Annotated in this window: 20 protein-coding genes and 1 tRNA gene; 11 read left to right on the top strand and 10 right to left on the bottom strand. The window is 60.2% G+C overall.

The window, feature by feature from the left end:
• The first annotated feature begins 1 nt into the window (after nt 1).
• The 4 genes from AC1DX3_RS05500 (at nt 2) to AC1DX3_RS05485 (ending at nt 5760) form a co-directional block, all read left to right on the top strand.
• A complete protein-coding gene (locus tag AC1DX3_RS05500) occupies nt 2–655 on the top strand; it encodes a hypothetical protein (protein WP_476988240.1) in 654 nt (217 codons plus the stop codon).
• A 161-nt stretch (nt 656–816) separates the two neighbouring features.
• The gene (mnmA, locus tag AC1DX3_RS05495) at nt 817–2004 is read left to right on the top strand and encodes a tRNA 2-thiouridine(34) synthase MnmA (RefSeq protein ID WP_476988239.1); all 1188 of its coding nucleotides are present in this window, start codon (nt 817–819) and stop codon (nt 2002–2004) included.
• A gap of 435 nt (nt 2005–2439) precedes the next feature.
• Nucleotides 2440–4026: a GH39 family glycosyl hydrolase gene (locus AC1DX3_RS05490; protein ID WP_476988238.1), complete on the top strand. Its 1587-nt coding sequence runs from the start codon at nt 2440–2442 to the stop codon at nt 4024–4026.
• 60 nt (nt 4027–4086) lie between these two features.
• Nucleotides 4087–5760, top strand: a complete 1674-nt coding sequence (locus tag AC1DX3_RS05485; RefSeq protein ID WP_476988237.1) for a carboxylesterase/lipase family protein — start codon at nt 4087–4089, stop codon at nt 5758–5760.
• A gap of 108 nt (nt 5761–5868) precedes the next feature.
• Here the strand turns inward: AC1DX3_RS05485 and AC1DX3_RS05480 are convergent, their stop codons facing one another.
• The 5 genes from AC1DX3_RS05480 to AC1DX3_RS05460 form a co-directional block, all read right to left on the bottom strand.
• Nucleotides 5869–6360 carry a winged helix-turn-helix transcriptional regulator gene (locus tag AC1DX3_RS05480; RefSeq protein WP_476988236.1) on the bottom strand — a complete coding sequence of 164 codons (492 nt, stop codon included), beginning with the start codon at nt 6358–6360 and terminating at the stop codon, nt 5869–5871.
• 140 nt (nt 6361–6500) lie between these two features.
• Nucleotides 6501–7019, bottom strand: a complete 519-nt coding sequence (locus tag AC1DX3_RS05475) for a hypothetical protein (RefSeq protein WP_476988949.1) — start codon at nt 7017–7019, stop codon at nt 6501–6503.
• A 126-nt stretch (nt 7020–7145) separates the two neighbouring features.
• A complete protein-coding gene (locus AC1DX3_RS05470) occupies nt 7146–7313 on the bottom strand; it encodes a hypothetical protein (RefSeq protein WP_476988235.1) in 168 nt (55 codons plus the stop codon).
• Between the two features lie 404 nt (nt 7314–7717).
• Nucleotides 7718–8974, bottom strand: a complete 1257-nt coding sequence (locus tag AC1DX3_RS05465; protein ID WP_476988234.1) for an NHL repeat-containing protein — start codon at nt 8972–8974, stop codon at nt 7718–7720.
• Nucleotides 8974–9504 carry an Lrp/AsnC family transcriptional regulator gene (locus AC1DX3_RS05460; protein WP_476988233.1) on the bottom strand — a complete coding sequence of 177 codons (531 nt, stop codon included), beginning with the start codon at nt 9502–9504 and terminating at the stop codon, nt 8974–8976. Before AC1DX3_RS05460 ends, AC1DX3_RS05465 begins: the two co-directional genes overlap by 1 nt.
• A 163-nt stretch (nt 9505–9667) precedes the next feature.
• Between AC1DX3_RS05460 and AC1DX3_RS05455 the strand changes: the two genes are divergently transcribed.
• Together AC1DX3_RS05455 and AC1DX3_RS05450 are read left to right on the top strand one after the other, a co-directional pair.
• A complete protein-coding gene (locus AC1DX3_RS05455) occupies nt 9668–10696 on the top strand; it encodes a glycosyltransferase (protein WP_476988232.1) in 1029 nt (342 codons plus the stop codon).
• Between the two features lie 203 nt (nt 10697–10899).
• Nucleotides 10900–10976 (top strand) — tRNA-Met (locus AC1DX3_RS05450).
• A 19-nt stretch (nt 10977–10995) separates the two neighbouring features.
• Here the strand turns inward: AC1DX3_RS05450 and AC1DX3_RS05445 are convergent.
• Nucleotides 10996–11607, bottom strand: a complete 612-nt coding sequence (locus AC1DX3_RS05445; protein WP_476988231.1) for a hypothetical protein — start codon at nt 11605–11607, stop codon at nt 10996–10998.
• Nucleotides 11604–13085, bottom strand: a complete 1482-nt coding sequence (pdxR, locus tag AC1DX3_RS05440; protein ID WP_476988230.1) for a MocR-like pyridoxine biosynthesis transcription factor PdxR — start codon at nt 13083–13085, stop codon at nt 11604–11606. Before pdxR ends, AC1DX3_RS05445 begins: the two co-directional genes overlap by 4 nt.
• Nucleotides 13086–13261: 176 nt before the next feature.
• Here pdxR and AC1DX3_RS05435 point away from each other — a divergent pair, with 176 nt between their 5' ends.
• The 3 genes from AC1DX3_RS05435 to AC1DX3_RS05425 all read left to right on the top strand — a co-directional run bounded on the left by AC1DX3_RS05435 (nt 13262) and on the right by AC1DX3_RS05425 (nt 14964).
• Entirely contained in the window at nt 13262–14065 is an 804-nt protein-coding gene (locus tag AC1DX3_RS05435; protein ID WP_476988229.1) for a DoxX family membrane protein, read from the top strand.
• 48 nt (nt 14066–14113) lie between these two features.
• Nucleotides 14114–14575, top strand: coding sequence for a hypothetical protein (locus AC1DX3_RS05430; RefSeq protein ID WP_476988228.1), 462 nt, complete (start codon nt 14114–14116; stop codon nt 14573–14575).
• A 92-nt stretch (nt 14576–14667) separates the two neighbouring features.
• Complete coding sequence (locus tag AC1DX3_RS05425; protein WP_476988227.1) at nt 14668–14964, top strand: hypothetical protein; 297 nt, start codon at nt 14668–14670, stop codon at nt 14962–14964.
• A gap of 205 nt (nt 14965–15169) precedes the next feature.
• On the opposite strand, the gene AC1DX3_RS05420 is transcribed toward AC1DX3_RS05425, so the two are convergent.
• A complete protein-coding gene (locus tag AC1DX3_RS05420) occupies nt 15170–16126 on the bottom strand; it encodes an alpha/beta hydrolase family protein (protein WP_476988226.1) in 957 nt (318 codons plus the stop codon).
• A gap of 218 nt (nt 16127–16344) precedes the next feature.
• On the opposite strand from AC1DX3_RS05420, the gene AC1DX3_RS05415 reads away from it, so the two are divergent.
• Nucleotides 16345–19473: an NACHT domain-containing protein gene (locus AC1DX3_RS05415; protein WP_476988225.1), complete on the top strand. Its 3129-nt coding sequence runs from the start codon at nt 16345–16347 to the stop codon at nt 19471–19473.
• Nucleotides 19474–19612: 139 nt separating this feature from the next.
• Here the strand turns inward: AC1DX3_RS05415 and AC1DX3_RS05410 are convergent, their stop codons facing one another.
• On the bottom strand, nt 19613–19783 hold the full coding sequence (locus AC1DX3_RS05410) for a hypothetical protein (RefSeq protein WP_476988224.1): 171 nt from the start codon (nt 19781–19783) through the stop codon (nt 19613–19615).
• A 38-nt stretch (nt 19784–19821) separates the two neighbouring features.
• Entirely contained in the window at nt 19822–21924 is a 2103-nt protein-coding gene (locus AC1DX3_RS05405; protein WP_476988223.1) for a family 43 glycosylhydrolase, read from the bottom strand.
• Between the two features lie 418 nt (nt 21925–22342).
• Between AC1DX3_RS05405 and AC1DX3_RS05400 the strand changes: the two genes are divergently transcribed.
• Complete coding sequence (locus AC1DX3_RS05400; RefSeq protein ID WP_476988222.1) at nt 22343–23218, top strand: alpha/beta hydrolase; 876 nt, start codon at nt 22343–22345, stop codon at nt 23216–23218.
• Nucleotides 23219–23344 lie beyond the last annotated feature (126 nt).

Below are 23344 nucleotides of genomic sequence, written 5' to 3'. Positions count from 1 at the left end.
TGTGCGTTATCGTGCGCGCATGCATACCGTCTTCCTGACCGCGCGATACCTGGCCTTGGTCGGCATTGGTCTGGCCTTGTGCCTGGCTCGCCAGGGCATGGCGAGCGAGCCACAGCCGGCGCACGGCATATTCTTGACCGACGCCTACACCTTGACCTTCCATGTGCCGCCGGGTCTGAGTTACTGTCCGCTACCGAAAGACTTCACAGGCTCGGATCACGGTACGGTCCTGTTCCTGGTCAAGCCCAAGACGTGCGGAGGCGCAGGCTATCCCTCCAGCAGCAGAGGATTTACCTCCAATCCCTCACGTATCGAAATATTTTACGCCTATTGGATGGGAGAGGACGAACCGCCCAAGCCGCCATGCCACAGGATCGGGCGTGTGCGCTTTCTAGGCGTCCGCCATAACCTGTGTCAAAGCCGCCAGGATGGCATGCTGCGTATCGGTATCGCCGGCCGCTATAATGCCGACGTCGAAGCCGAGGCACAGTTCGCGCTGGTGACGACGCCACGCCGATTGCGCCAGGATTTGGTGACGTTCAAGGCGCTTCTTGCCTCCACCAAGACCTGTATCGCTACGATTCACCCCGATACCGGCAAGGCCTATAGCTACGGACATGGCACGGCCTGTCCGAGTCAGGGAAAGTTTTTCTAAAATATCTACGATACGCTGATCCGGACCTTTGCCGCCGATACCTGCCTGGCCAAATTCTAAGCGCAATCCAAAAAGTGCCTCCCACTTTTTGGATAAATTGCGCGTAAAAGCTAGACTCTATAACCTAGCAATTTTCTCAGGATTGCCCTATTTAGCGCGGCATGGACAGTTGCGTTATACCCATCATTGAATCGGCCGATCTCGATGCCGCCATCGCCGCCACGCGCCAAAGCGTTGGCCTGCCACTCGGCGCGCGCATCGTCGCCGCCATGTCCGGCGGCGTCGACTCGACCGTCGTAGCCGCCTTGCTACACCAAGCCGGCTACGAAGTCATCGGCGTTACCCTGCAACTCTACGACCATGGCGCCGCCCTGAAAAAGACCGGCGCCTGCTGTGCCGGCCAGGACATCCACGATGCTCGCATGGCCGCCGAAAAGATCGGTATCGCCCATTACGTCCTCGACTACGAAAGCCGTTTTCGCGACCAGGTCATCGAGGAATTCGCCGACTCCTATCTGCGCGGCGAAACACCGGTGCCGTGCATCCGTTGCAATCAAAGCGTCAAGTTCCACGATCTTCTCGACATGGCGCGCGACCTCGGCGCCGAAGCCATGGCGACCGGACACTATGTCGAACGCTCCGACGACGGCGGTGTCGTGTCCTTGCGCCGCGCCGCTGATCAATCGCGCGACCAAAGCTATTTCCTCTTCGCCACGACGAAGGACCAACTCGACTATCTGCGCTTTCCGCTGGCCGGCATCCCGAAGCCCCAGGTCCGCGACATCGCTTTGCAACTGGGCCTGAAAATCGCTCACAAGCCCGACAGCCAGGACATCTGTTTCGTGCCGGAAGGCAAGTATACGACCCTGATCAACAAGCTGCGGCCGCAAGGCATGGAAAAGGGCCACATCCGCCATATCGACGGCCGGGTCCTGGGCACCCATGACGGCATTACTGGCTATACGATCGGCCAAAGGCGCGGCCTCAATGTCGCGGTCGGCGAGCCCCTGTTCGTCATCCGCATCGACGCCGACGCCCGCGAAGTCATCGTCGGGCCGCGCGAAGCCCTGCTGACGCGCGCCCTGGTGCTCAAGGAAACCAACTGGCTGGGCAGCGAAGCCGATCTGATCAGTGCCGCCCGGCTCAATAAATCGGTCCTGGCGCGGGTACGTTCGACGCGCCCGCCGGCGCCTGCGCGCCTGGTCGCCACCGAAAGCGGTATCGAAGTTGAATTTCTCGACGCCGAAGAAGGCGTGGCGCCGGGTCAGGCCTGCGTGCTCTATGACGCCGCCGATGACGGCCGCGTGCTCGGCGGTGGCTTTATATCGAGTACGCGAGCTGCCTATTGAGCGCCGCCTCGCAATTTTAGTGCGCTACCGCTACGCTGCTTGAGCGCGGAGCGGTGGCTTCATCGCCTCCACCCGCGCTGCGCTCGTTTAGAGCATGCTTTACACTTTACTGACCGGGATTCCCAAATCGTCGGTGTCGTGATTGAGGCTTTTGTCTGGGTCATGAGACCCGTTTGCACGCCACGACTTTATTCGGAAATTTACGCGGACGGGCCGGCGCAGCCGCATGGAAATAGCCCCGTGAACGGCTGCACCTGTTCTCACAACAGGGATGCAATAATTATCTCAAAAACTCAGGATAGGTTTCCAGATAAATGAAGCCGGCTCCAAACACGCCATTTGTCCGACATTAAAGTTGACGGCTGCAATTTTTTGACGTCAATATTTGATATATAAAAAAATGCGGCGTTCGACCGCTTGCCAGGGAGACAACGAATGCGCTTGGGGCTTACCCTTGATACCCTCGTCTTTTCGGCGACGGTCCTGCTGCTGTCGGCCGCGCCCGTCCTGGCTCAATCGGCAGACAGGGTCGTCACGGCCGATGTGTCACGCGTCATCGGCCCGCACTCGACCGTCCCGCTCGAGGTCGTCGGCGCCGGCCGCGCCGCGGAGGGCCTTCGCGCGGATTGGCAGGAACAGCTTGGTACTGTCCAGGACGACATCGGTTTCCACTATCTGCGCATGCACGGCATTCTTAATGACGAGATGGCCGTCTATGACGAGGACAAGCAGGGCAATCCCCAGTACAATTTCCAATATGTCGACGTGCTGTACGACTCGCTTCTGCAAAAGAAAATCCGTCCGTTCGTCGAACTGACCTTCATGCCCAGCAAGCTGGCCAGCGGTACGACGACCGTGTTCTGGTGGAAGGGTAACACCTCATTGCCCAAGGACCAGGCGAAATGGGCCGGCCTCATCAAGGCTCTGATCGACCACTGGAAAGAACGTTACGGCGAGGACGAGATTTCGCAATGGTATTATGAGGTGTGGAACGAGCCCGACATCCACGGCTTCTGGCCCCACCCCCTTGAGGACTATTTCCAGCTCTACAAGACGACCTCTGAAGCCATCCGGTCGGAATGCGCCAAATGCCGCATCGGCGGCCCGGCGACGGCCATTCCCTACGCCTCCGAACAAGCCTTCGAGAAGTGGATCATCGCTAATCCCGCGCCGATCGACTTCATCGCCCTGCACGCCTATGGCGTCGAACAGGGCTTCCTGGACGAAGACGGTACGGCCGGCACGATCATCGATCCCAACCCCGAACGGGTCAGCGGGCGCATGCGCCATTCGCGCGAATTGATGAACGCCACCCCGCTGCACGACCGCCAACTACACTTCACCGAGTGGAGCTCGTCCTACACGCCCACCGACTACATGCACGACCAGTACCACCAGGCCAGTTTCATCCTGAACATGGTCAAGCGCGCCACGCCCTATGTCGATTCGATGTCCTACTGGACCTTCACCGATATTTTCGAGGAGAACGGCCCGCGTTTCACGCCCTTCCATGGTGGATTCGGCATGCTGAACCTGCAAGGCATCAAGAAGCCGTCCTATCATGCGTTCAAGTTTCTCCGCCGGCTCGGCGACACCGATGTCGAAACCAATGACGCGGCGTCGTGGATCACAAAATCGCGGGATGGTTCGATCCAGGCCCTCGTCTGGGACTACTCGCCCGTCGTGCCGCCCAAGGGCCAGACCGACCAGGTCTTCTACAGGAATGACCTGCCGACCGTCGACAAGGGCCACTTGACGCTCGACCTGGCCGGCGTGGCCAACGGCCGCTACCGGCTCCAGATCTACCAGATCGGCTACCACCAGAACGACCCCTTTACAGCCTACGTCGCCATGGGTTCGCCCAAACAGCTGACGCGCACCCAGGTCAGCGACCTGAAGGACATCAGCAGCGGCGCACCGGTATTCGACGGAGAGGTTTCGGTCAGCAACGGACGCTTCACCCGCCAGGTGCCACTGCGGGCCAATGACTGCTTCGAATTCATCCTGATCCCTGTGAAATAGCAAGGACGGGCCGCCAAACTGCCGAAAAGAGCAGCCACATTGAAACAGGGAACCAAGCCAATGACCTTCGAGAACCTGCCTCTCAGCCGGCGCCACGCGCTTTTCGCCACCGCCACGGCGGGCGCCGGTCTCGCCTTCCAGGGCTCGGCCAAGGCCGAGACGGCATCCCATGTTGCCGAAGACACCGGCTGTTCGACACCCGTGTCGGCCATTGCCAAAACCCAGTATGGCCCGGTGCGCGGCTATGTCGACCATGACGTCCTCACCTTCAAGGGCATACCCTATGGCGACGACACGGGCGGCGAGAATCGCTGGCTTCCCGCCAAGCCGCCCAAGCCGTGGACGGACGCCTATCCCGCCCTGGCCTACGGCGCCAATTGCCCACAGACCCTGCACAATTTCCGCGCAGCCGAACACACCTTCCTGCAGCAATGGACGGACGGCTTCCTCGGCGAGGACATGCTCAAGCTGAACATCTGGACGCCGTCCCTGACCGGAAATCGCCCGGTCATGGTCTATTTCCACGGCGGCGGGTTCAGCTTCGGCTCGTCCTACGAGCTGGCGTCACATGACGGCGCCCAGATGGCGCGCAACCACGACGTCGTCCAGGTGTCGGTCAACCACCGCCTGAACGTGCTGGGTTTCTTCGACCTGTCGGAATTCGGCGGTTCCGCCTACGACGACTCGGTCAATATCGGCATGATGGACCTGGTCGTCGCCCTGCGCTGGGTGCGCGAGAACATCCACAATTTCGGAGGCAACCCCGACAATGTGCTGATCTACGGCCAGTCCGGCGGCGGGTCCAAGGTGACGACCCTGCTGGGCATGCCAGCGGCCGCGGGGATGATCCACAAGGGCATCATCCAGTCGGGCGGCGCCGGCAACATCCCCTCGGCGGATCAGTCGAAGGACTTCGCCCGCCAGGTGATCAAGGAGCTGGGCGTGGCGGCGGGCGATATGGCAGCCTTGCAAAAGATGGACTGGGCCACCGTAAACGCCGCCGGCATGCGCGTTGCCGAGCGCATCAACGGCCCTATGAAGGGCGGCTACTTGTCGCCCGCGCCCAATCCCAACCCGACACCGCGCGTCGGCTGGGCGCCGACCCTTGACGGCCGCATGGTGATCTGCCGCTCTTTTCAGGACATCGCGCCGGACGCCTCGCGCAATGTCCCGGTGATCATCGGCAATGTTAGCGAGGAGGGTATGCGCTTCGGCTCGAATCCGACCGAGGCCCAATGGCGCGCCGACCTCGCAGGTTCGCTGGGCGACGGCAAGGCCGACGCCCTGATCGCCGCCATGAAGGCTGCACATCCCGAAAAAGCGATCCGCACCCTGTCCTACGGTGTCGGCGGGATCGTTGCCCGCAACAATGTCCAACGCATGGTGCGGCTGAAGTACGAACAGAAGGCGGCGCCGGTCTACCAATACCTGTTTCAGTGGCAGTCGCCGCAACTGGACGGCATCGCCGGCGCCTGGCACACGGCCGAACTGGCCTTCTGCTTCGACAATACGCGCCGCTGCGACCAGGGCACCGGCGATACGCCGCAGGCGCGGACCCTGGCGACAAAGATGGCCCGCGCGTGGGCCAGCTTCGCGCGAACAGGCAGCCCCAGCCAGGCCGCCCTGGCCTGGACGCCCAGCGACCCGGTCAGGTGCCAGACCATGGTCTTCGACAATGCCTGCGGCATGCGCGACGATCCGGAAGGCGCCACGCGGCGGATCCTGCTTGGTTGATTGTTAAAGGTCGCGAACCGGCAGTCCGTCCGGTTCGCGATCCCGCCCTACTCGCCAAGCCGATGTGCGAATATCCCGGCTTCCGGCGTCCATTTTGGCGGGAAATGCCTAGGCGTTTTCGAAGCGCAGGCTTTGGATATCGCCGACCGTCGGTGATTGATCATTGTGGACCACGGTCATGTCGCCGCGCTTGACGGCCGCGTCGCAGTGGGCGCAATGCACGACCGGCTTGAAGCGCTGGCCGCAAATATGGACCAGTTCCGATTCCGACTGGTGCTCGCCATAGACATTGCGTTCGCCCCAATCCATCATGTGCAGAATGATCGGCCGCAACTCAAAGCCCTTTTCAGTCAGGAGATATTCCTGCCGGCGCGGGCGTTCGCAATAGACCTTGGTTTCCAGCACGCCGTTCTTGACCAGGGACTTCAGCCGCGCTGCCAACACGTTGCGCGCCAGCCCCAGCGAGTCCTGCCATTGCTCGAACCGCGACAGGCCGCGGAACGAGTCGCGCAGGATCAGCAGGGTCCACGGCTCCCCAACGATATCGAGCGTGGCCGCGATGGCGCACTTTTGTTTACTGTAATCTGCGGATCGCCCCATGTCAGTCGTACTCTTAACTGTTGATCTGGTTGGCGTGGCCGATCTTCGCCGACATGACGCGCAAGGATTCAACGTAGGCGGATCATTATTCCGTCGCAGCAAATTGCTATTATTTGTATATTTTGGCCTAAACCCGCGTTTTACGGATTAACGGCATAGAGGGCGGCGACCGCATGGGCCATCAAGGCTTCGTCGCTGCGCACGAAATCCTGCTCGAAACGGCCATCCTGCCAATGGGCGAGGACGCTGACACCGCCGTCCAAACCCAGGATCAGGCTGTCATGGGCGGCGTGAATGGCGATTTGCGAACAATCGGAGGCGAAATTGCCGCAATCGAGGCGATAGGCGCCTGCCTTGACGACCTGGATATCGGGCACGACCCCGTCCGGCAAATCCACACTGGTGACGCGGACGTCTTCGGTGCCGGCCGCGGTATTGAGGCGGATATGGACGGCCGTCCGGCCGCTGTCCTCGCCGATGAGATAGAGGGTGTCGGTGCGGCCGTCGCCGTCGAAATCACCCTGACGGGTGAGATCGAAGGCCGGATTGAGCGCGCTGACATTGGGCATCAGCGATGCCGCCTGACTGGCGCCGGCGGCCAGGCAAAGCGCCGCCGCGATAAGAGCGCTTTTCGCGCAGGACTTGAAGATCACCACCATCACCTATCGACCTTTGAGGTCGTGTCCGTGTGCGAAAACAGCACATAAACAACGCCTTTGCGTGTTTCTCACGCAGGTTCGGTGCCAGCTTTGCCATAAACCGGGGCAGGGGACAATAATAATTTGTTAACCATTTGGGCGAGTCGCCAATTCGCCTTGCGGATCCTCGTCCTGGACGGCAAAACCGTCCGGCCCGAACAACAGCCACGACAGGTCGGGACCGCTGAATCCGCGTGTATCACCCGACCGCATCAGGGCGATCAGCACTTCGGGACCGAGACTCAAGAGCAGCATGGCGTGCCTCCAGTAATTTGCGATTGAGAATAATTCGCAAATCATAAAAGGCAAGCGGTTTGTTAGGAACGATCGCGTGAAGTCAGGAAGAGGGGAAACCACGGATAAGAAGAGATACCGCTGCGCGGGCCCGGACGAAGGCACAAAGTGTTCTCGCGCCGGAGACTGAACATGCTTCACGTATCCCCTCTACCCTTTCAAGGGGAGAGGGTGGCAGGCTTCAGCCTGCCGGGTGAGGGGTACTTTCTTCAGCTGGTGATCTCATCCGCTGGCGTCCCGATACATGGTGCGAGGCGTTCCTGTGTTCGGCGCAATAGTTGTCAAACACAATTGTTAGCAGCGCCTATAACCGTGACGCCGCGTAGCGGCGCATTCCTTCCTATCCGTGGACAAACCTTTTACTTTCACGGCTCCAGCTTGATCGCCCCGATCACTGCCGGCTCAGGGCTATCGCTCAACGGGTTACCCTGGTCGTCCATATTGGCCCACTGGCTCTTGGCGACGAAGATGAAGTGATCGTCGGCCACGAACCCTTGGGTCGGCTGGGCCAGCACTTTCGGCGACGCCAGCAACACGTCCACCGACTCGACCGCGTTCCAGTCGTCCGACATATGCAGGCGCAGGATGCGGTTGGGCTGGAAGCCGTTCTGGATGGCGATCAGGTCGTTGCCGTAACGCGACAGGCTGGAAATACCCAAAAGCGCCGCATTGTCCGGCGGCAGCAAACGCACCATCGAGCCTTGCGTCAGGTCGATGCGGTACAGTCCCGAGATAAAATCGGCGACCATCAAAACCGAGGCGTCCTCATTCTCCGCCATGCCGCCCGGCGCATCCATATAGCCTTCAGGGATTAGGGTCTGCAACGCATTGCCATAGCCCTGGACGCGCAGCACCTCGCCCGAATTGGCGTCGGTGACATAGAGATCGTCGCGGCCCAACAGCATATGGGTGAAATTACGGTCCTTCGTCGGGTCGCTGATCGGGTTGGAAATGACGCCGCTCGCCGGGTCGATGGTGAGGATCTTCGAAGCGATCTTGGCCTTCGGATCATAGCCCTTGGTCTGGCGCGTCGCCGCCGTCACCGCCCACAGGCTGCCGTCGTGTACGCCCAAACTATAGGCCGCCACACCCGGCCGAAAGGTGACGACGTCGCGTGAACCGGAGGCCGACAGGGCAATGATCTTGCCGGAACGCACGCCGCTGACGAACATCTCGCCGTCCGGCATATAGGTAATGCCCTCGGCCAGGGTAAAGTCGGGCAGGGTCGAGGTGACATGCATGTCGCCGACCGGGCTTTCATTGCCCTGCAACAGCTCTTCCAACTCTTCGTCCCACACGGCGTTGAAATCGGGATTCTTCGCCAGATCCAGGACATAGCCGCGCGTCAGGTAATCCTTCAGCGCCGCCTTGGCGTCGGCCTTGCGGCGTTGCTGCAGGGCGACCTGGGCTTTCAACAGCATGATCGACGGCGAATCCGGCATGATGGTGCCGGCCTTGGTCAGGTTGTCGACCGCCGCCGTGCCGTCACGGGCATCGATCGCCTGCATGCCGGCGGCGCGGAAGCCGCGGAACTGCCCCAGATCGGAATTGGGGTCGATGGTCTGGGCGCCGGCGGTCGTCGCCGTCAGGATTAAGGCCATGGCAAGGGCGGCGGTGCGCATTAGCGGGCGTCTCCTGTCTTGAGGTCTTTTACGGGTTCGAAGGCCGGGGGCGTATCGAGCGCGAGGCGGATCGGCACGGCGGTCGTTTGCCGCACGGTCCGCATGATGATGCGCGACTCGACCCCGGACACCAGGTCCGAGGCCAGCAGCTTGTCGCGCAAGAAGTCGTCATAGGCATGCATGTCGCGCGTCATCACCCGCAACATATAGTCTTCGTGACCGGTGACGGTGGCGCAGCTGACGACCTCCGGCCAATGGGCTAAACGGGCCTCGAAGGCCTCGAGATTGCTGCGTGAGGGCAGGGACAGCTTGACCGAGACATAGACCTCGAACCCAAGGCCCAGCTTGTCGGAATCGAGCACGGTGACGCGTTTCTTGATGACGCCGATGTCCTCCAGCCGCTTGATGCGGCGCCAGCACGGCGACGGCGACAGCCCGACGCGCTCGGCCAGGTCGGCCACCGACAGGGACGCATCTTCCTGAATGAGGTCGAGAATGCGGACGTCCAGTTCATCGATCAGATCAGACAAATTATACCCCTGTAACGCTACTATTCTCGTAAGTTCGTAACTATTGACGGCTTTTGGCGATAAAATCTACCTCAAAGACACAGGGGCGGCAAATTTGTCCCCGGTAGTTTCAAATTACAGGAATTGCGCCTAGATTGCCTCGACTCACGACTCCGGGAAGTTCATGCGTATCCTCAATATCATGCTTGCCCAGGTACGCGGCGGCGTCGAGACCATGGCGCTGAGATATCACGAGGCCATGAAGGACGCCGGGTTCGAAGTCCTCAGCCTGGGCCACAAGGACGGTGTCCTGGCACACAGCCTGACCAGCGATTTCAAGCCGCTCAACGCGATGGTCAATCACGACCCTTTCGCCRCCTTTGCCCTGCGCGGCATCGCCGGGACCTTCCGGCCCGACCTCGTCCTGACCCACGGCAACCGCGCCACCGGCATCTGCCTGTTGCCGTTTCTCGGCACGGCGGACAAGACCGTCCAGGTCGTGCACAATTTCCGCCACAAGAATCAATTGGATCGCGCCCGCGCCGCCATCTGCGTCAGCCATTCCGTCCACGACAGCGTCCACGCCGCCCACCCCGGCATCCCCGTCTATGACGTCGTCAATTTCGGTCCCCTGACCGAACGTCCGGTCAAGTCGGCGCCCGAAGGCGTGCCTGTCCTGGGCACGCTTGGCCGGCTGCATGTCAATAAGGGCCTGGACATCATGATCCGCGCCCTGGCGGTGCTGAAAACCCGCGGTGTCCTCGTCAAGCTCAGGATCGCCGGCGACGGCCCGCTGAAGGACGACCTGGTCCGCCTGGCCGCATCTCTGGGAGTCGCCGCGATGATCGATTTCTGCGGCTGGGTCAGTCCGGCGGCCGACTATCTCGCAGGCCTGGATCTGTTCGTTTTGCCGTCGCGGGTCGAGCCCTTCGGCCTGGTGGTGACCGAGGCCATGGCAGCCGGCGTGCCGGTGGTAGCAACGCGCATCGACGGCCCGCGCGAAATCCTGCTCGACGGCGAGCTGGGGGCTTTAAGCGATAACGAGAACCCGGAAGCCCTGGCCGAAGCCGTCACGGCGGCACTTGGCGATTGGCCGGCGACCCTGAAACGCGCCCGGGCGGCGCAACACTACGCCCTGACCCATTTCAGCCTCGACGCCGGAAAAGCCCGCCTGGCCAGCGTCCTGCAACAAATTGCGTCCGGTCTCCCCTAATACCAACGATCATGAAGAATGACCGTCGGTATTAGCTTTTCTTGAGCTCAATCGCCGCATGACTCCTCGCATTAGAACTAGGCGTCCCCCTCGGCAGGCCTTGCCCACTGCCGACAGCGTATGATTCAAAATCATCCGCTGTCGGTATAACAAGGCTTGAACAGTCCGGGCATATTGGCTATAGGCCCTCCCTCCGATGGTACGGTTGGGTAGCTCAGATGGTTAGAGCGGTGGATTCATAACCCACAGGTCGGCGGTTCGATCCCGCCTCCAACCACCACCTTCGGCTTCGCCAAAGGTTACCACCCGGCAATTGCGAGCCACGCCGCCAGACAGGCCAGCTTCTGTTCTTTCCGCCACGGCTTCCCGGCGCTCACACCAAGCGCCTTTAACTGCGCCTCGATCCCGGCCGGTGCCATGCCAAGCCTCTCCGCCGCCACATCCATCAGCGACTTTTCGTCCAGCTCAACGCTCCCGATGCCGCACGCCTTGATCCCGAACCGCAAAGCCTCCCGCACGGCCAATCCTTCGGCCACCGGCACATGTTCGGCCCACGCCAGGCTATAGCTGAGAAGATCAGTGATCCAGCCGGAGCGATTGACCAGCAAGCCCGCGACAACCGGACCAAACGCCGAGAGCTCCCCGACGATACTCTTCAAACCCTGCGCCGCCAGCTGATCCTGGCGCCGGCGCCCTTCAGCCACAAGCGCGGCCGCGTCTTCACCTTCCGCCGTCACCATCTCGGCCGCCACGCCATAGGGTTCCAAAGTCAACCGATCGCCCTCCGCATGGGTCGCCAGCCACCGCGACAACACCACCCGCGGCTGGCCATTCTCGACTGCCACGGCCACCACCACCGCTCCGCCCTTTTGCCCGCGCAGCCCAAGCCCAACGTGCCTTTCCGCGCTCATCCCCGCATCTCTATCCGTCTGTCCGCTATGTCTTGCTCCGCCAGGCAAGCCGCCAAAACTGCGACCGCCGCATCGATGTGGCCGGACGCAATCCGCCCCAACCCGATGACAAAGCCGTTGATATCGGCCTTGCCGGCATAATGCACGCTCAGTGGCATGATCCGCAGCCCCCTAGCCCGGCACGCACCCGCCACGGTCCTCGCGTTCTTATCCGCCCGCAGCCGCACCGTCAGATAAGCGACGCCATCGACCGTAATATCGCCGATCCACGGTCCGCACGACCGCCGCAGGGCGCGCACCATGGCGTCGCGTTTGGCAGAATAGACATCGCGCATCTTGCGGATATGCCGCGCCAGATGCCCCTCGCTGATAAAGGCCGCCAACGCGTCCTGTTCCAGCCACGGGTTCTCATGCAAGCTCAACTGCTTGGCAGCGAGCAGCGGCGCCAGCGCCCATCGCGGCGGCACAATAAAGCCCAGCCGCAACTCCGGGAACATGCACTTGGAGAAGGTGCCGATGTAAAACACCGTTTCATCGCCATCCAGCGACTGCAAGGCGTCCGCCGGCTTGCCGTCGACCGGAAACTCCGCCTGGTAATCGTCTTCCAGGATGAGCGCGCCCCTGGCCGCTGCAAACGCGATCAACTCCCGCCGCCGCGCCGGCGACATGACATGACCCAGCGGGAACTGATGCGATGGCGCCACGAAAATCAGGTCGACCTCATCGGGAATGCGCGCGACCACCAAGCCCTCTGCATCGACCGGTACCGGCACGACCTTCGCCCCCGCCATCTCAAAGGCCTGCCGCGCAAAGACATAGCCCGGTTCCTCGATCGCCACCGTCGTTTCACCGGGCGTGACCAGGACGCGGCACAGCAGGTCGATCGCCCCTTGCGTCCCCGCGGTGACCACCACATCGGCCGCCGCGCACGACACCGCCCGCGTCAGCGACACATGCTTGGCGATCGCCCGGCGCAGGCCTTCGCGCCCTTGAGTCTCGGCATAGGCCTCTTCGCCGAAGCGATGGTTTCGTGCCGCCCGCGCGCACAACCGGCGCCATACCTCCGCCGGAAAGGAGCGCGTATCCGGCACACCGGGGAAAAGATCGAAAACGACGCCGTCCCGCGACAGGTCCTGCTGTTCGACCCCCTGCCATCTCTCAACGACATGGCGCCCATAACGCACGCCGGCCATCACCGCACTCCGCGGCCGGGGATTTTGCCCGGCGTGGGTAATGAAAAAGCCGCGACCTTGCCGTGCCACTGCATAGCCCTCATTGGCCAGGCGGTCATAGACATCGATCACCGTGTTGCGCGACACGCCGAGGCCGTGCGCCAGTTCCCGCGACGACGGCAGCCGCAAACCCTGAGCCAGCCGCCCATCCACAACCGCCTGCACCACCAGGCTGTACAGGGTATGCGCCAGCCGCCGCGGCGGCGCGTCATCGAGACCTGACAGGATCTGCAGCAGTGGTTCCATAAATATCCATATTATTGGATCTTTTGAGAACCACCAATAGCCCTAAGATCGCATATTTAACACCCCAATCTTGATCCTCCCCGCTTGCCGGGGAGGGGGACCGCACGACGAAAGCGTAGCTTTCTAGATGCGGTGGTGGGGCGTCTTTCTGTCAGCGAACTCAGGGGACTAACAAGATGAGCACCGAAAACGCCACCCGCGCAACGCCCACAGCCTACGGCAAATACGTCCTCGCCCTGGGGGTCATGGCGCTCGGAGCCCTGACTCTGACCTGGGGCGATTTCGTCAACGGCCAACCTGTCCCCGCCACCTTGCCGTACAGAACCATACTCGCCTACCTGGCCGGCGCCTTTATCTTCATCTCCGCCGCAGCCATCCTGTGGCGCCGAACCACGGCCTGGGGCGCCGCCGCCATCGCCGCCTATTTCGCCGTCATTATCGTGATCCTGATGGACGGCCCGGGACTGATCGCTCAATTCAAAGTCTACGGCGTCTACGAAGGCGTCGCCATCCAGCTCGCCATCGCTTGCGGCGCCCTGATCGTCTTCGCCGCCAACGCAGCCATAGATGCCGCCCTGGCAGCGCGCCTGACCCGCATCACGCAACTGACCTTCGGAGTCTGCGCGCTCGTTTTCGGCGGCGCCCATTTCGTCTATCTCACCCTGACCACGCCCTTTGTTCCCGCCTGGCTGCCGCCGTCCCAGACCTTCTGGGCCTGCGCCACAGGCGTCGCCCATATCCTGGCCGGCATTGCCATCCTGACGGGTTTTCAGGCGCGCCTGGCCGCGATCCTGCTGACCATCATGTTTGCCGCCTTCCAGCCCCTGGTCCATATACCCATGCTGTTGGCCGACCCCGCCAGCCACTTCGAGTGGGGCGAAAACGCCACCAACCTGGCCCTGGTCGGCGTCGCCTGGGTCATGGCCGAAACCCTCCCGCGCCAGGCCTGGCGCGCCTGGCGTACGGCCGCTGCCGGATAAAACCGGGGGACCATGACTAGTCATTGACAATTTTGGGAGTGAACGACAATGCGCGTCTTCTGGGCAATCCTGTTGGGTGGTTTGACGGCTGGCAGCCTCGATATCTTGTCTGCCTTTGCGACCTTCGTGCCCCACGGAGCGACGGTTCCCGGCATATTGCAATTCATCGCCAGCGGTCTCATCGGCAAGGCCGCCTTCACGGGCGGCACAGCGACCGTGGCTCTGGGCCTGATCGTGCATTTCGGCCTCACCACGGCCATGGCGGCCGTTTTCGTCGTCTTCGCCACAAAGGTGCCGGTGGCGCTTGCGCGTCCCTGGTTGTTCGGCTGCGGCTTCGGAGTCCTGGCCTATGTCGCCATGAACTTCCTCATTGTGCCGCACTCGGCTGTCGCTAGCTGGAAGCTGCCGGAGGGCTGGGGTATCGTCAGCGGACTTCTGGCACACTGTATGTTTGTCGGCGCGCCGATCGCTCACATCGCCAGGCACTTCCTCGCGAATGGCGAACGATGACTGGGTGATCTGGCGGTCGTTACAAGGCCCACCACTGCCAGCTTTTGGAAAGACGTGAGGTAAGGCTGTTCCGCCGTCGATTAAGGTGAGCCATGGCTTCCGTACAAAATCTCATATCCCCCGAGCAGATCAAGCGGTTGGCAACGCCATCCAATCTGCGGCTCGGCCGGGACATCGTCGACGCAAAAGGCGTAGAGCTGCTCGAACTTGGCCAGTTTCATATCCGTGGCCGGGTCGGCAATCCCAAAGCCGGCGCACAGGTGCGGACAACAGAGTTGCGCATGTCCGGCGACGCCCTAACCTGGACCAGCACATGTGCGCCGAGGCAAAAATTGTTCTGCAAGCATTGTGTGGCTCTCGCCATCGCAACAGGCGCAGGCTTGGTTTAAGCCTGACCGTGTCCCATTTTCTTCTGCCTCCCGGCTGCCGGCTATCGGAGTCACACATCTTAGCCGAGTAGCGTTTTTTCTTGATCCTTCCCGCTTTGGCTGCCGCCGAGGCCCGGGGCGGAGCGTCGCGAACGTACAGCGTTCTCAGCAACGGAACCAACGCGCCCTTGCGCGTTGGTGGTGGGGTGCCTTGCTGGCGTCTCCCCTAACCCTTCGCCATCTGCGCGGTAATCTCCTCAGCCGAAAGACTGAACACCGGGCCTTCACCACTATCGGCGAGGATCTTCCGCGCCATCACCTCATTAAGCGGCGCCAGCACGGTAAAGTGCGTGGCATTCGGCACCTCCACGAACGTAACATTCGGATTGGTGTTGACCTTCCGCATGGCGCGCAAAGACTCGATATTGCCGCCATCGCCTTCGACCATAAACAGATGACACTCGACCGACGGCAACCAGGCGATGGGCGCGCGCAAAACCCGCTCCTCGCGCGGCAGCTTGGTAAAATCAACCGGCATGATCTGCGGCGGATAAAGCGCGACATCCTCCACGGCGCCCGAAGCGATCACCGCCCGAAACCGCGCCCCCTTCACCTCCGCCGTCAGCGCCACCAGGGTCCCGCCGGTGCTGTGGCCGCCCAAAAAGATGCGCTTGGGATCGACATAGGGCAGGGCACTCAGATAGTCCGCCGCCGCCAATATATCGTCGACCTCGCCATACATGGCTTCGATCTTGCCGGGATTTTTATTGCCGCCGCGCAAGGACGGCAACATCATGATAATGCCGGCCTTGCGGTAGGCAGCAGCCGACTGGTCGTTACCGCGGTCGCGCGGCGTCCACATTTCGTCGATGGTGTTGCTCTCGCTGCCGCTCAGCCAGATGATCGCCGGATGGCGTTTTCCGTCCTTCGGATCGGGCGTCAGATAGGCCCCCAGCTCACCGACCGGCGATGTATAGCTGACCGTGCTGAAAATATTCTTTGGTGCCGGCGGCATGACAATGCCGAAAGACGAGTCATACTTTACAGTGGTCCGAAATCCCGCTCGCGCCGCGGCCAGGGTCAGGGGCGCGGCCTGCGCCGGCGTATTTTGCGCCTCCGTCCTCGCCCCGCACCCGGCGCAAGCCAGTATGGCGGCGATCGAAAAATGCCTGCGACTGATCATGATGGTCCCCCCTGAATCCCCGTTAAGCTATTCAGCCTTGAGGAGATTGACAAGCTGCTCTCCAAAGCCAGCATTTATTTGATGTTCGTGCGAAAAAAAAACAGCACTGTGAACAAAAAATACTTGGACGATGGGCACGGCCATGGATTGTGATGTTCGTCAGTACATCTTTGTCGTAAAGTTCCAACACTGGAGATTCGGACAGGCAGACTAAAATAATGGATAAAATGGTAGCCGTCGGCTCGTCTTCTACTGTGCTTGATCGGCGGATCGAGGTCATAAACGGTTCCGATGAACAGCGGGCGGTATACCGTCACATTAGCGATGTTCGCGACGTTCCTTTTTATGTTTTGCTGGGCGAACCTGGCATGGGAAAGTCATCAGTTCTCTTCCATGAGGCTCAGCTCGCCGGTGTTGATTGTCTGACGGCCCGAAGGGTTTCTGAAGAGGCTCAAGTTCAAAAGACGCCTCTTATAATCGATGCGCTCGATGAGTACCGGATGGATGGCGCGGCCGCGGACAAAGCTCACAAACTCGCGAGCGGAATGAAAGCTGCTTCCGTGCACAGTTGGCGGCTCTCCTGTCGGGCTGAGGATTGGCGAAAAGCGGCCGATATATCTGCCATCAGCGACACAACAGGCGGCCAATACATTCTTGTTATTCAGCTGTTGCCGCTCGAATATGACGAGGCAAAACTCTTACTCGCGAGTTTCGGCGAAGCTGATCCGAAACAGTTTTTGAAGAAAGCAAGATTGCTGGGTGCGGAAGCCTTCACTGAAAATCCGCTCATTCTCAAACTATTGCACAAAGCTGTTTCAAAGTCGGGCGTCTGGCCTACTTCGCGTTTTTCTCTTTTTGAAAGTGCCATTCGGGAATTGGCCTATGAGGAAAACCCCGAGCACAGAAGCGACCATTATAGAACCGCCCCAGCTGTGATTCTGGATGCTGCGGAGCAAATCTGTCTACGGCAGCTTATGACGGGGGCTTCGGCAATACTTCGCTCAAATGCTATACCGCCTGAAGGTGATGGCGGTCGCATTGCCTACCTTAACGCTCATGATTTAAAGTTAGAATCCAAGGTTTTGCGGGATACTTTGGATACTCCACTTTTCCGAGGCGAAGGCGAGACCTTCGAGCCCCTACATAAAGTGGTGGCAGAATTTCTTGCCGGCAGAGCGCTAGCGAAACTTGTCATTGGGGCAAGTGGTAGCGCGATTCCGTTTTCGCGTGGCTTGGCCCTAATCAGCGGATCAGATGGTGCGCCACCAACCGAACTGAGAGGTTTCTACGCTTGGTTTGCAGTTCATTTGGCAAAGCTTGGCGATATGTCAGGTGCATTGAAGCTTATTGAAAATGATGCATTCACAGTGCTGGCTTATGGCGACGCCTCTGCTTTCAACCCTGACTGCAGGCGTGAAATTCTTACAGGCCTGGGGCGTGATGATCCCTATTTTAGATCAACGCAAGGCGGCACCACGTCATTTGGTGGCTTGGCTCAGGAGGACCTTGCTGATGATTTAAAATTCATCCTTCTTCAAAAAGATGATTCAAGTCACAGAAAATGGACCGTGTTTGAGGCATTGATTCAGGGTGGCCCGATTCCGTCTCTGCGTCCCATACTTCGTCGACTGATGCTTGATCCCCAGCGAGGTGATTGGGAAAGGTCGAAAGCGTTGGAAGCTTGGCTCAATGGCTCTCCCGACGCCCAAGCAGAGTTGCGCGAGGTATTTGAGGAATTGAGAAACGAAAGCGCGTCTCTTTCGAGAGTGGCGCTACTGTTGGATGTCGTGTCGCGGCTGAAACCAGAACAAATTTCAACGGATGAATTGAAAGACGTCTTGCGAGACTTTGAAAGGCGCGGTGACGACAGAACGGTCGGCCGGCTTGATTCGTTGCAAAAAAACTTGGAGAACAATCCACGACCTGAACTTTTTGATAAACCCATAAAAGATTGGCGAAACAAAAATGAGGGGCGCTACAACGGATTCGAAATGACGTCATTTCTGGATGACGCTCTGGCCAGCACCATAAGGACGTCGTCAGATTTAGAACCGGAACGACTTTACCGATGGATCTCCAATGCACGCGGAAGTCGTTACAGCCGAGTCGAGAAGGAGACAGCGACGGCCATCAAAGATTGGTTGGATGCCGACCACTTTCGGTGCATCGCATTATTTAATCTTATTCTCGATAGGCGTGAAGTTGATGAAGATATAACTAGAGCGAGCAGTCAGTATTTCCTTATCGCCGGGGCTGCCCCGCCCGCAATCGTGACGCGTTATTTTCTTGCCCGAGCACGGACTGCTAATGGAAAGGCGGACAAGCGTACCGCCTTGGAGATTTCGGCCAACCTCGCTATGTCAAGAACTTGTGACGGCGATCTTTACTGGCAAGTGTACGACGTTTTATTAGGCGTTTCCGGAACCAAAGCACTTGTTAAAAAACTAACCTATTCTAAATTTCCGGCTTGGCAGCTGCAAGAATTAAAAAGGTCAGCGAGACTAGCCTTTGGCCACTTTTACGCTATGGCATTGGGAGTACCGTCCGGTGATGGTGACGATAACATGGGAGCGACCATGAAGATGCAGCGCCTCCTTGACGACTTAGGTCAAAACCCCAGTGCACGGGCAGCCGGGTACCTTGACCAGCTTGTTGAAAATCCAATATTTTCAGGATGGCGTAACTACATTCGACATGCGCAGGCTGTGAAAAGTCGAATCAAAAGAGATGCGGATTTCAAACATCCGACGCCAGCGGCGACGAACGAAGCACTGAAAAATGGACCACCGCTTAATGCCGCTGATCTTAGCGCAGTGGTCGTAGAAGAGTTGAACCGTTTAAACGCCGAACTGCGAACATCTGACACCTCTCCATGGAAGCGCTTTTGGAATTCTGATTCATGTGGCTCACCAACCAAACCACTCATTGAAAATGAATGCCGAGATTACGTGCTTGAACGTCTTCGGGACAGACTGAAAAAATACAATGTAGTGGCAGCGCTTCCCGAAGCTCAGCGCGCGAACAGCACAAGGGTTGACATGCTTGTGCTCAGTCACGCCGGCAAAAACCTGCCAATCGAGGTGAAGCGGCATTACCACCCGGAAGTATGGACGGCAGCGGCAACTCAGTTGCAAGGTTATTCCGCTGATCTTGATGCTGGTGGGTTGGGGATTTATCTCGTCATTTGGTTCGGTACGTCTGTATCGGCGGCGCCAGCTAGGCGTGATGGAAGGCCCAAACCAACAACCGCGCAAGACATGCAGATGATGCTGCTAAACGACCTGACGCCCGCCCTGCAGTCATCCGTCGAGATTGTCGTCTTCGACGTTTCGAAGCCTGTAAAATGACCTTTGGCTATTCCGTAGGCCTTCATAACCGTTTAAATTGGCCGGACGTCCACCCACGCCACTACGCCATCGCTCACCCGCCGGTCACGGAAGCACATACAGGATTACTCTATGTCACCGCTGCCGTAATCTCCAGGCTTTAACGCCTGAGCCGGCGCAGCAGGGCGCGAAACCGCGGTTCGCGGCTGAGGTCTTGAAACGCGGGGTCCACACCGAGCGCGATGATGGGCTGCGCGCGTTCCTCCAGAGCGACCTCCAGCCAATCCAGGGTTGACGATTGCACGCGCTGGGCGGCATAATCGGAGGCCATGGCGCCACATCCACCCGTTCCAGCGTGATCCGCCCTACTTATTCCGACCAGATAAACCAAGTCCCGTCGCTATCGTCCGGCATGGGCCCGGGACTGTCCGCCCGAATATCCCCGGTCTGCGGATCGATGCGCAGAAAGCGGTTGGTGGCCAATGACATTAGCACCAGTTCGCCCGTCGGCGTTTCAATCCACTGGAAATCCTGCGCCGTGCCGGACTTTCCGGCCACAAGTGTCACCGCTCCATCCGCACCGACCGTGACATAGCGCCCGCCCGATCGCAGGGCAACCCGTCCCAACTTGCGGTCGACGATCTCGAACCGCGTCGGGACAGCCGAAGTCAGGCCCGAGGGGGCGACTGCCAGACCCGTTGTCGCATGGTACGACGCCAGTTGGATCGACCGGCCATAGGGAATGGGCCGCATCAGGCCGTGGGTATGCGGCTGATAGATGTCGATACTGTCGAAATCGGCAAAACCGCCCTCGGCGCCGGCAGTATTGTAGTTGAACAGTCCATAGCGAACGCCCTGGAAGGTGAAGGTCTGGTAGTACAACGCGACCTCGTCGCCGATCGGGGTAAAGGTGGCGCCGTCGAACGAATAGCTGAAGCGCGCGCGTTCGGTGAGAAAATTGCAGTCGGCCCGAAGCCAGATGCGCGTCCCGGTCATCTTCACCCGCACCGTCTTGTCGGGGAGCTGATCATAAAGGACGACCTCGAGTCCGTCGGTGCTCTTCTCGACGCCTAAAGTCGCGTAGGGCAGATTGAGCAGCCCCAGGCCGGCCGTGTCGCCTGGCTTCAGGTTCGATGCATCCAGCAGGACGGTCGGCATCGACATCGGCCCGATCGCCCGCTGGGTCAGGGTATTGCGCGCGTCATAGAAGGTGGTGGCCGGCAGGGCATGAAGCCGCAGGAAGCCCGGCCGCTCCGACAACGACCACTTGCCGTCGACCGGGACATGGTTCCACTGCCATAGGGGCTGGAGCTGCGGCGCCGAAAAATCATCGCTGCGGCGATAGGGCACGCTCACCGGCTGCGGCGCGGCGGTCTTTGGTTTCACCCAGGTCCGCGGCGTGCGCGTCAAATTGCCCGGCAGGCCGAAATAAGGCCAGCCGTCCTTCCAGGTGACCGGCGACAAGGATGTCAGGCGGCCGACAGAATTGAAATCCATCATGGAAAAGCCCCACCATTCGCCCTCAGGCGTTTGGATAATGCCCCCCTGGTGCATCGCCAGGCTATGTTTGGCGGCGGGGTCGGGCCCCCAGAAAGTGAACGGCGGCTTGGGCGCACCCGTGCGCGTGCTCGACGCCATGCCGAAGTCCTCATGCAGGCTGATCGATCGATTGACCTCATAGGGCCCCAGTACGTTATCCGCTCGCGCCGCCGGCATGCGAAAGCCGCCGGCATATTCGGCGCTGATGATGTAGTACTTGCCGTCGATCTTGTAGAAATGCGCGCCCTCGCCCATCCCCGCGTCGGCAGTGAACAAGACGCGCTCGGTGCCAGGCACGATGTCGGTCAGGTCGTCCGTAAGTTGGGCCACGTGCATCGTCTGGTGATCCCAGACGACATAGGCCTTGCCATCGTCATCGAACAGGACGGACAGGTCGTGAAAGCTGCGCTTCATCGGCGTGCGCGTCCATGGCCCCTTCGGATCGGTGGCGGTGAACATCTGGGTCATCTGGTGGTTGACGTTCGAGAAGATGTAGAACTTGCCGTTATGGTAGCGGAAGCACGGCGCCCAGATACCCTGGCCGTAGATATTTTGGCCGTCTTCCAGCCGGTACGCCGGGCCGAGGTCGAGCTTGTCCATGGCGTAGGCGACGAATTCCCAGTTGACCAGGTCCTTCGAACGCAGGATCGGCAGGCCCGGCATGGTGTGCATGGTGGTGCCGGTCAGGTAGAACCAGTCACCGACACGGATCAGGTCCGGATCTGAAAATTCGTCATAAAACAAAGGATTGGTGAAGGTGCCGTTGCCGTTGTCCGGCGTCCAGGTCGCGGTCGAGAGGCCCTTGGACGCGCCACCCACGGGATCGTCCTGAGTCAGCGCAAATGCCGGCACCGCACCTGAAATCAGCATCAAGGCCACGCATGACGCCAGTCCGGAAATGACAAATCCGGGCGATTTCGATCCCTGCTGCATGTGTTTCTCCCTATACGGCTTGGTACCACAGCTGAGACGGCGTCGACAAGACGGCCGCCAAAAATAACTCAGACAATTGACGCCGCGACTGCGAATTCTCAACCAAAGTCGCTCTTCAACAGGCCCCATTCAAGACCCTACACGTGAGCAGCGCACCCGGCTAAATGGGTGTAAATGGGTGAATAAGCCGACCCACGGCGGGATAAGAGCCTTGGAGGTCGCGCATGTCGCGGCCAAACCGGGCCATTTTGCCATCCATTGGTCCTCGCCGCGTCCGCATAACCCCTGAATAACAGCCCGCCGGCGGCCATTGCCATCGCCCTCCAATAAGGGAGCCTTGTAAAATCCGAAATATCCATTTGAACAATAGTCCCTGGCCCACCAAATTCACGTCCAACAGACACTGCGGAGAGACCCCATGAACCGGTCGCGTTTTACTTTTCTCAGCCACGACGTGGAGCTGGTCGGCGATCTCTACACGCCCCTATCGGCCTCTAAGGGCCTGGTGGTGACCACCGGTCCCCTGACCTCCGTCAAGGAGCAGGCCGCCGGTGTCTACGCCCGGGCCATGGCGGAACGCGGCTATACCGCCCTGGCCTTCGACCATCGCACCTTCGGCGAAAGCGGCGGATTGCCGCGCCAATTCGAGAACCCCTATGCCAAGGCCGACGACATCGCCGCGGCGGTCACCGCCCTCACGCAACAGGACGGCCTTGCCGGGCTCAAGATCTATGGCGTGGGCGTATGCGCCGGCGGCGGCTACATGGCCCAGGCTGTCGCCCACGACCCACGATTCAGCGGCTTTGCCGGCGTCGCGGGCGTCTATAGCGACCGCGAACAGACACGCGCCTGGCTCGGGGTGGGCTATACTGCCGCCAAGGCGCGCGCCCAGGCCGCGCTGGACCGTTTCAACGCCACGGGCGAAGCCGAGACGATTCCGGCCGTCGCGGCCGATCTCGGCGACGTCGCCATGCCCCTGCGCGAGGCCTATGACTATTACGGCACGCCGCGCGGTCAGGTGCCCAATTACGTTAATGGCTTCGCCGTCCAGTCGCGGCTCTATACCCTGGATTTCGACGTCCAGATCCTGGCGCCCGACATGGCCCTGCCATCCCTTGTCGTCCATTCCAAAAACGCCCTGGCGCCGGCCCTGGCCGAAGCCTTTTACGCCCGGCTTCCCGGTCCGAAAGCCGAGCTCTGGCTGACCTCGAGGGGTCAGATCGACTTTTACGACGACCCGCGCCTGATCGGGGAGGCGACCGATGCAATCGACAGGTTCTTTTCGCAGCCATAGCGCCTGATGGGCATTATATTGCTATTGATGTTACGCATTCGCGGCAACGCAACACCCGGCCGGGATCGTGCCCCATACCGCTACTTTCCGTTAACGCTAATCCTTCACGGCCCGCTTAAGTTTCTC

The sequence above is a fragment of the Asticcacaulis sp. P2_B1 genome (genome assembly GCF_056404915.1).
The sequence above is the reverse complement of the archived record's forward strand: the minus strand, read 5'-3'. Positions and strand labels throughout refer to the sequence as shown.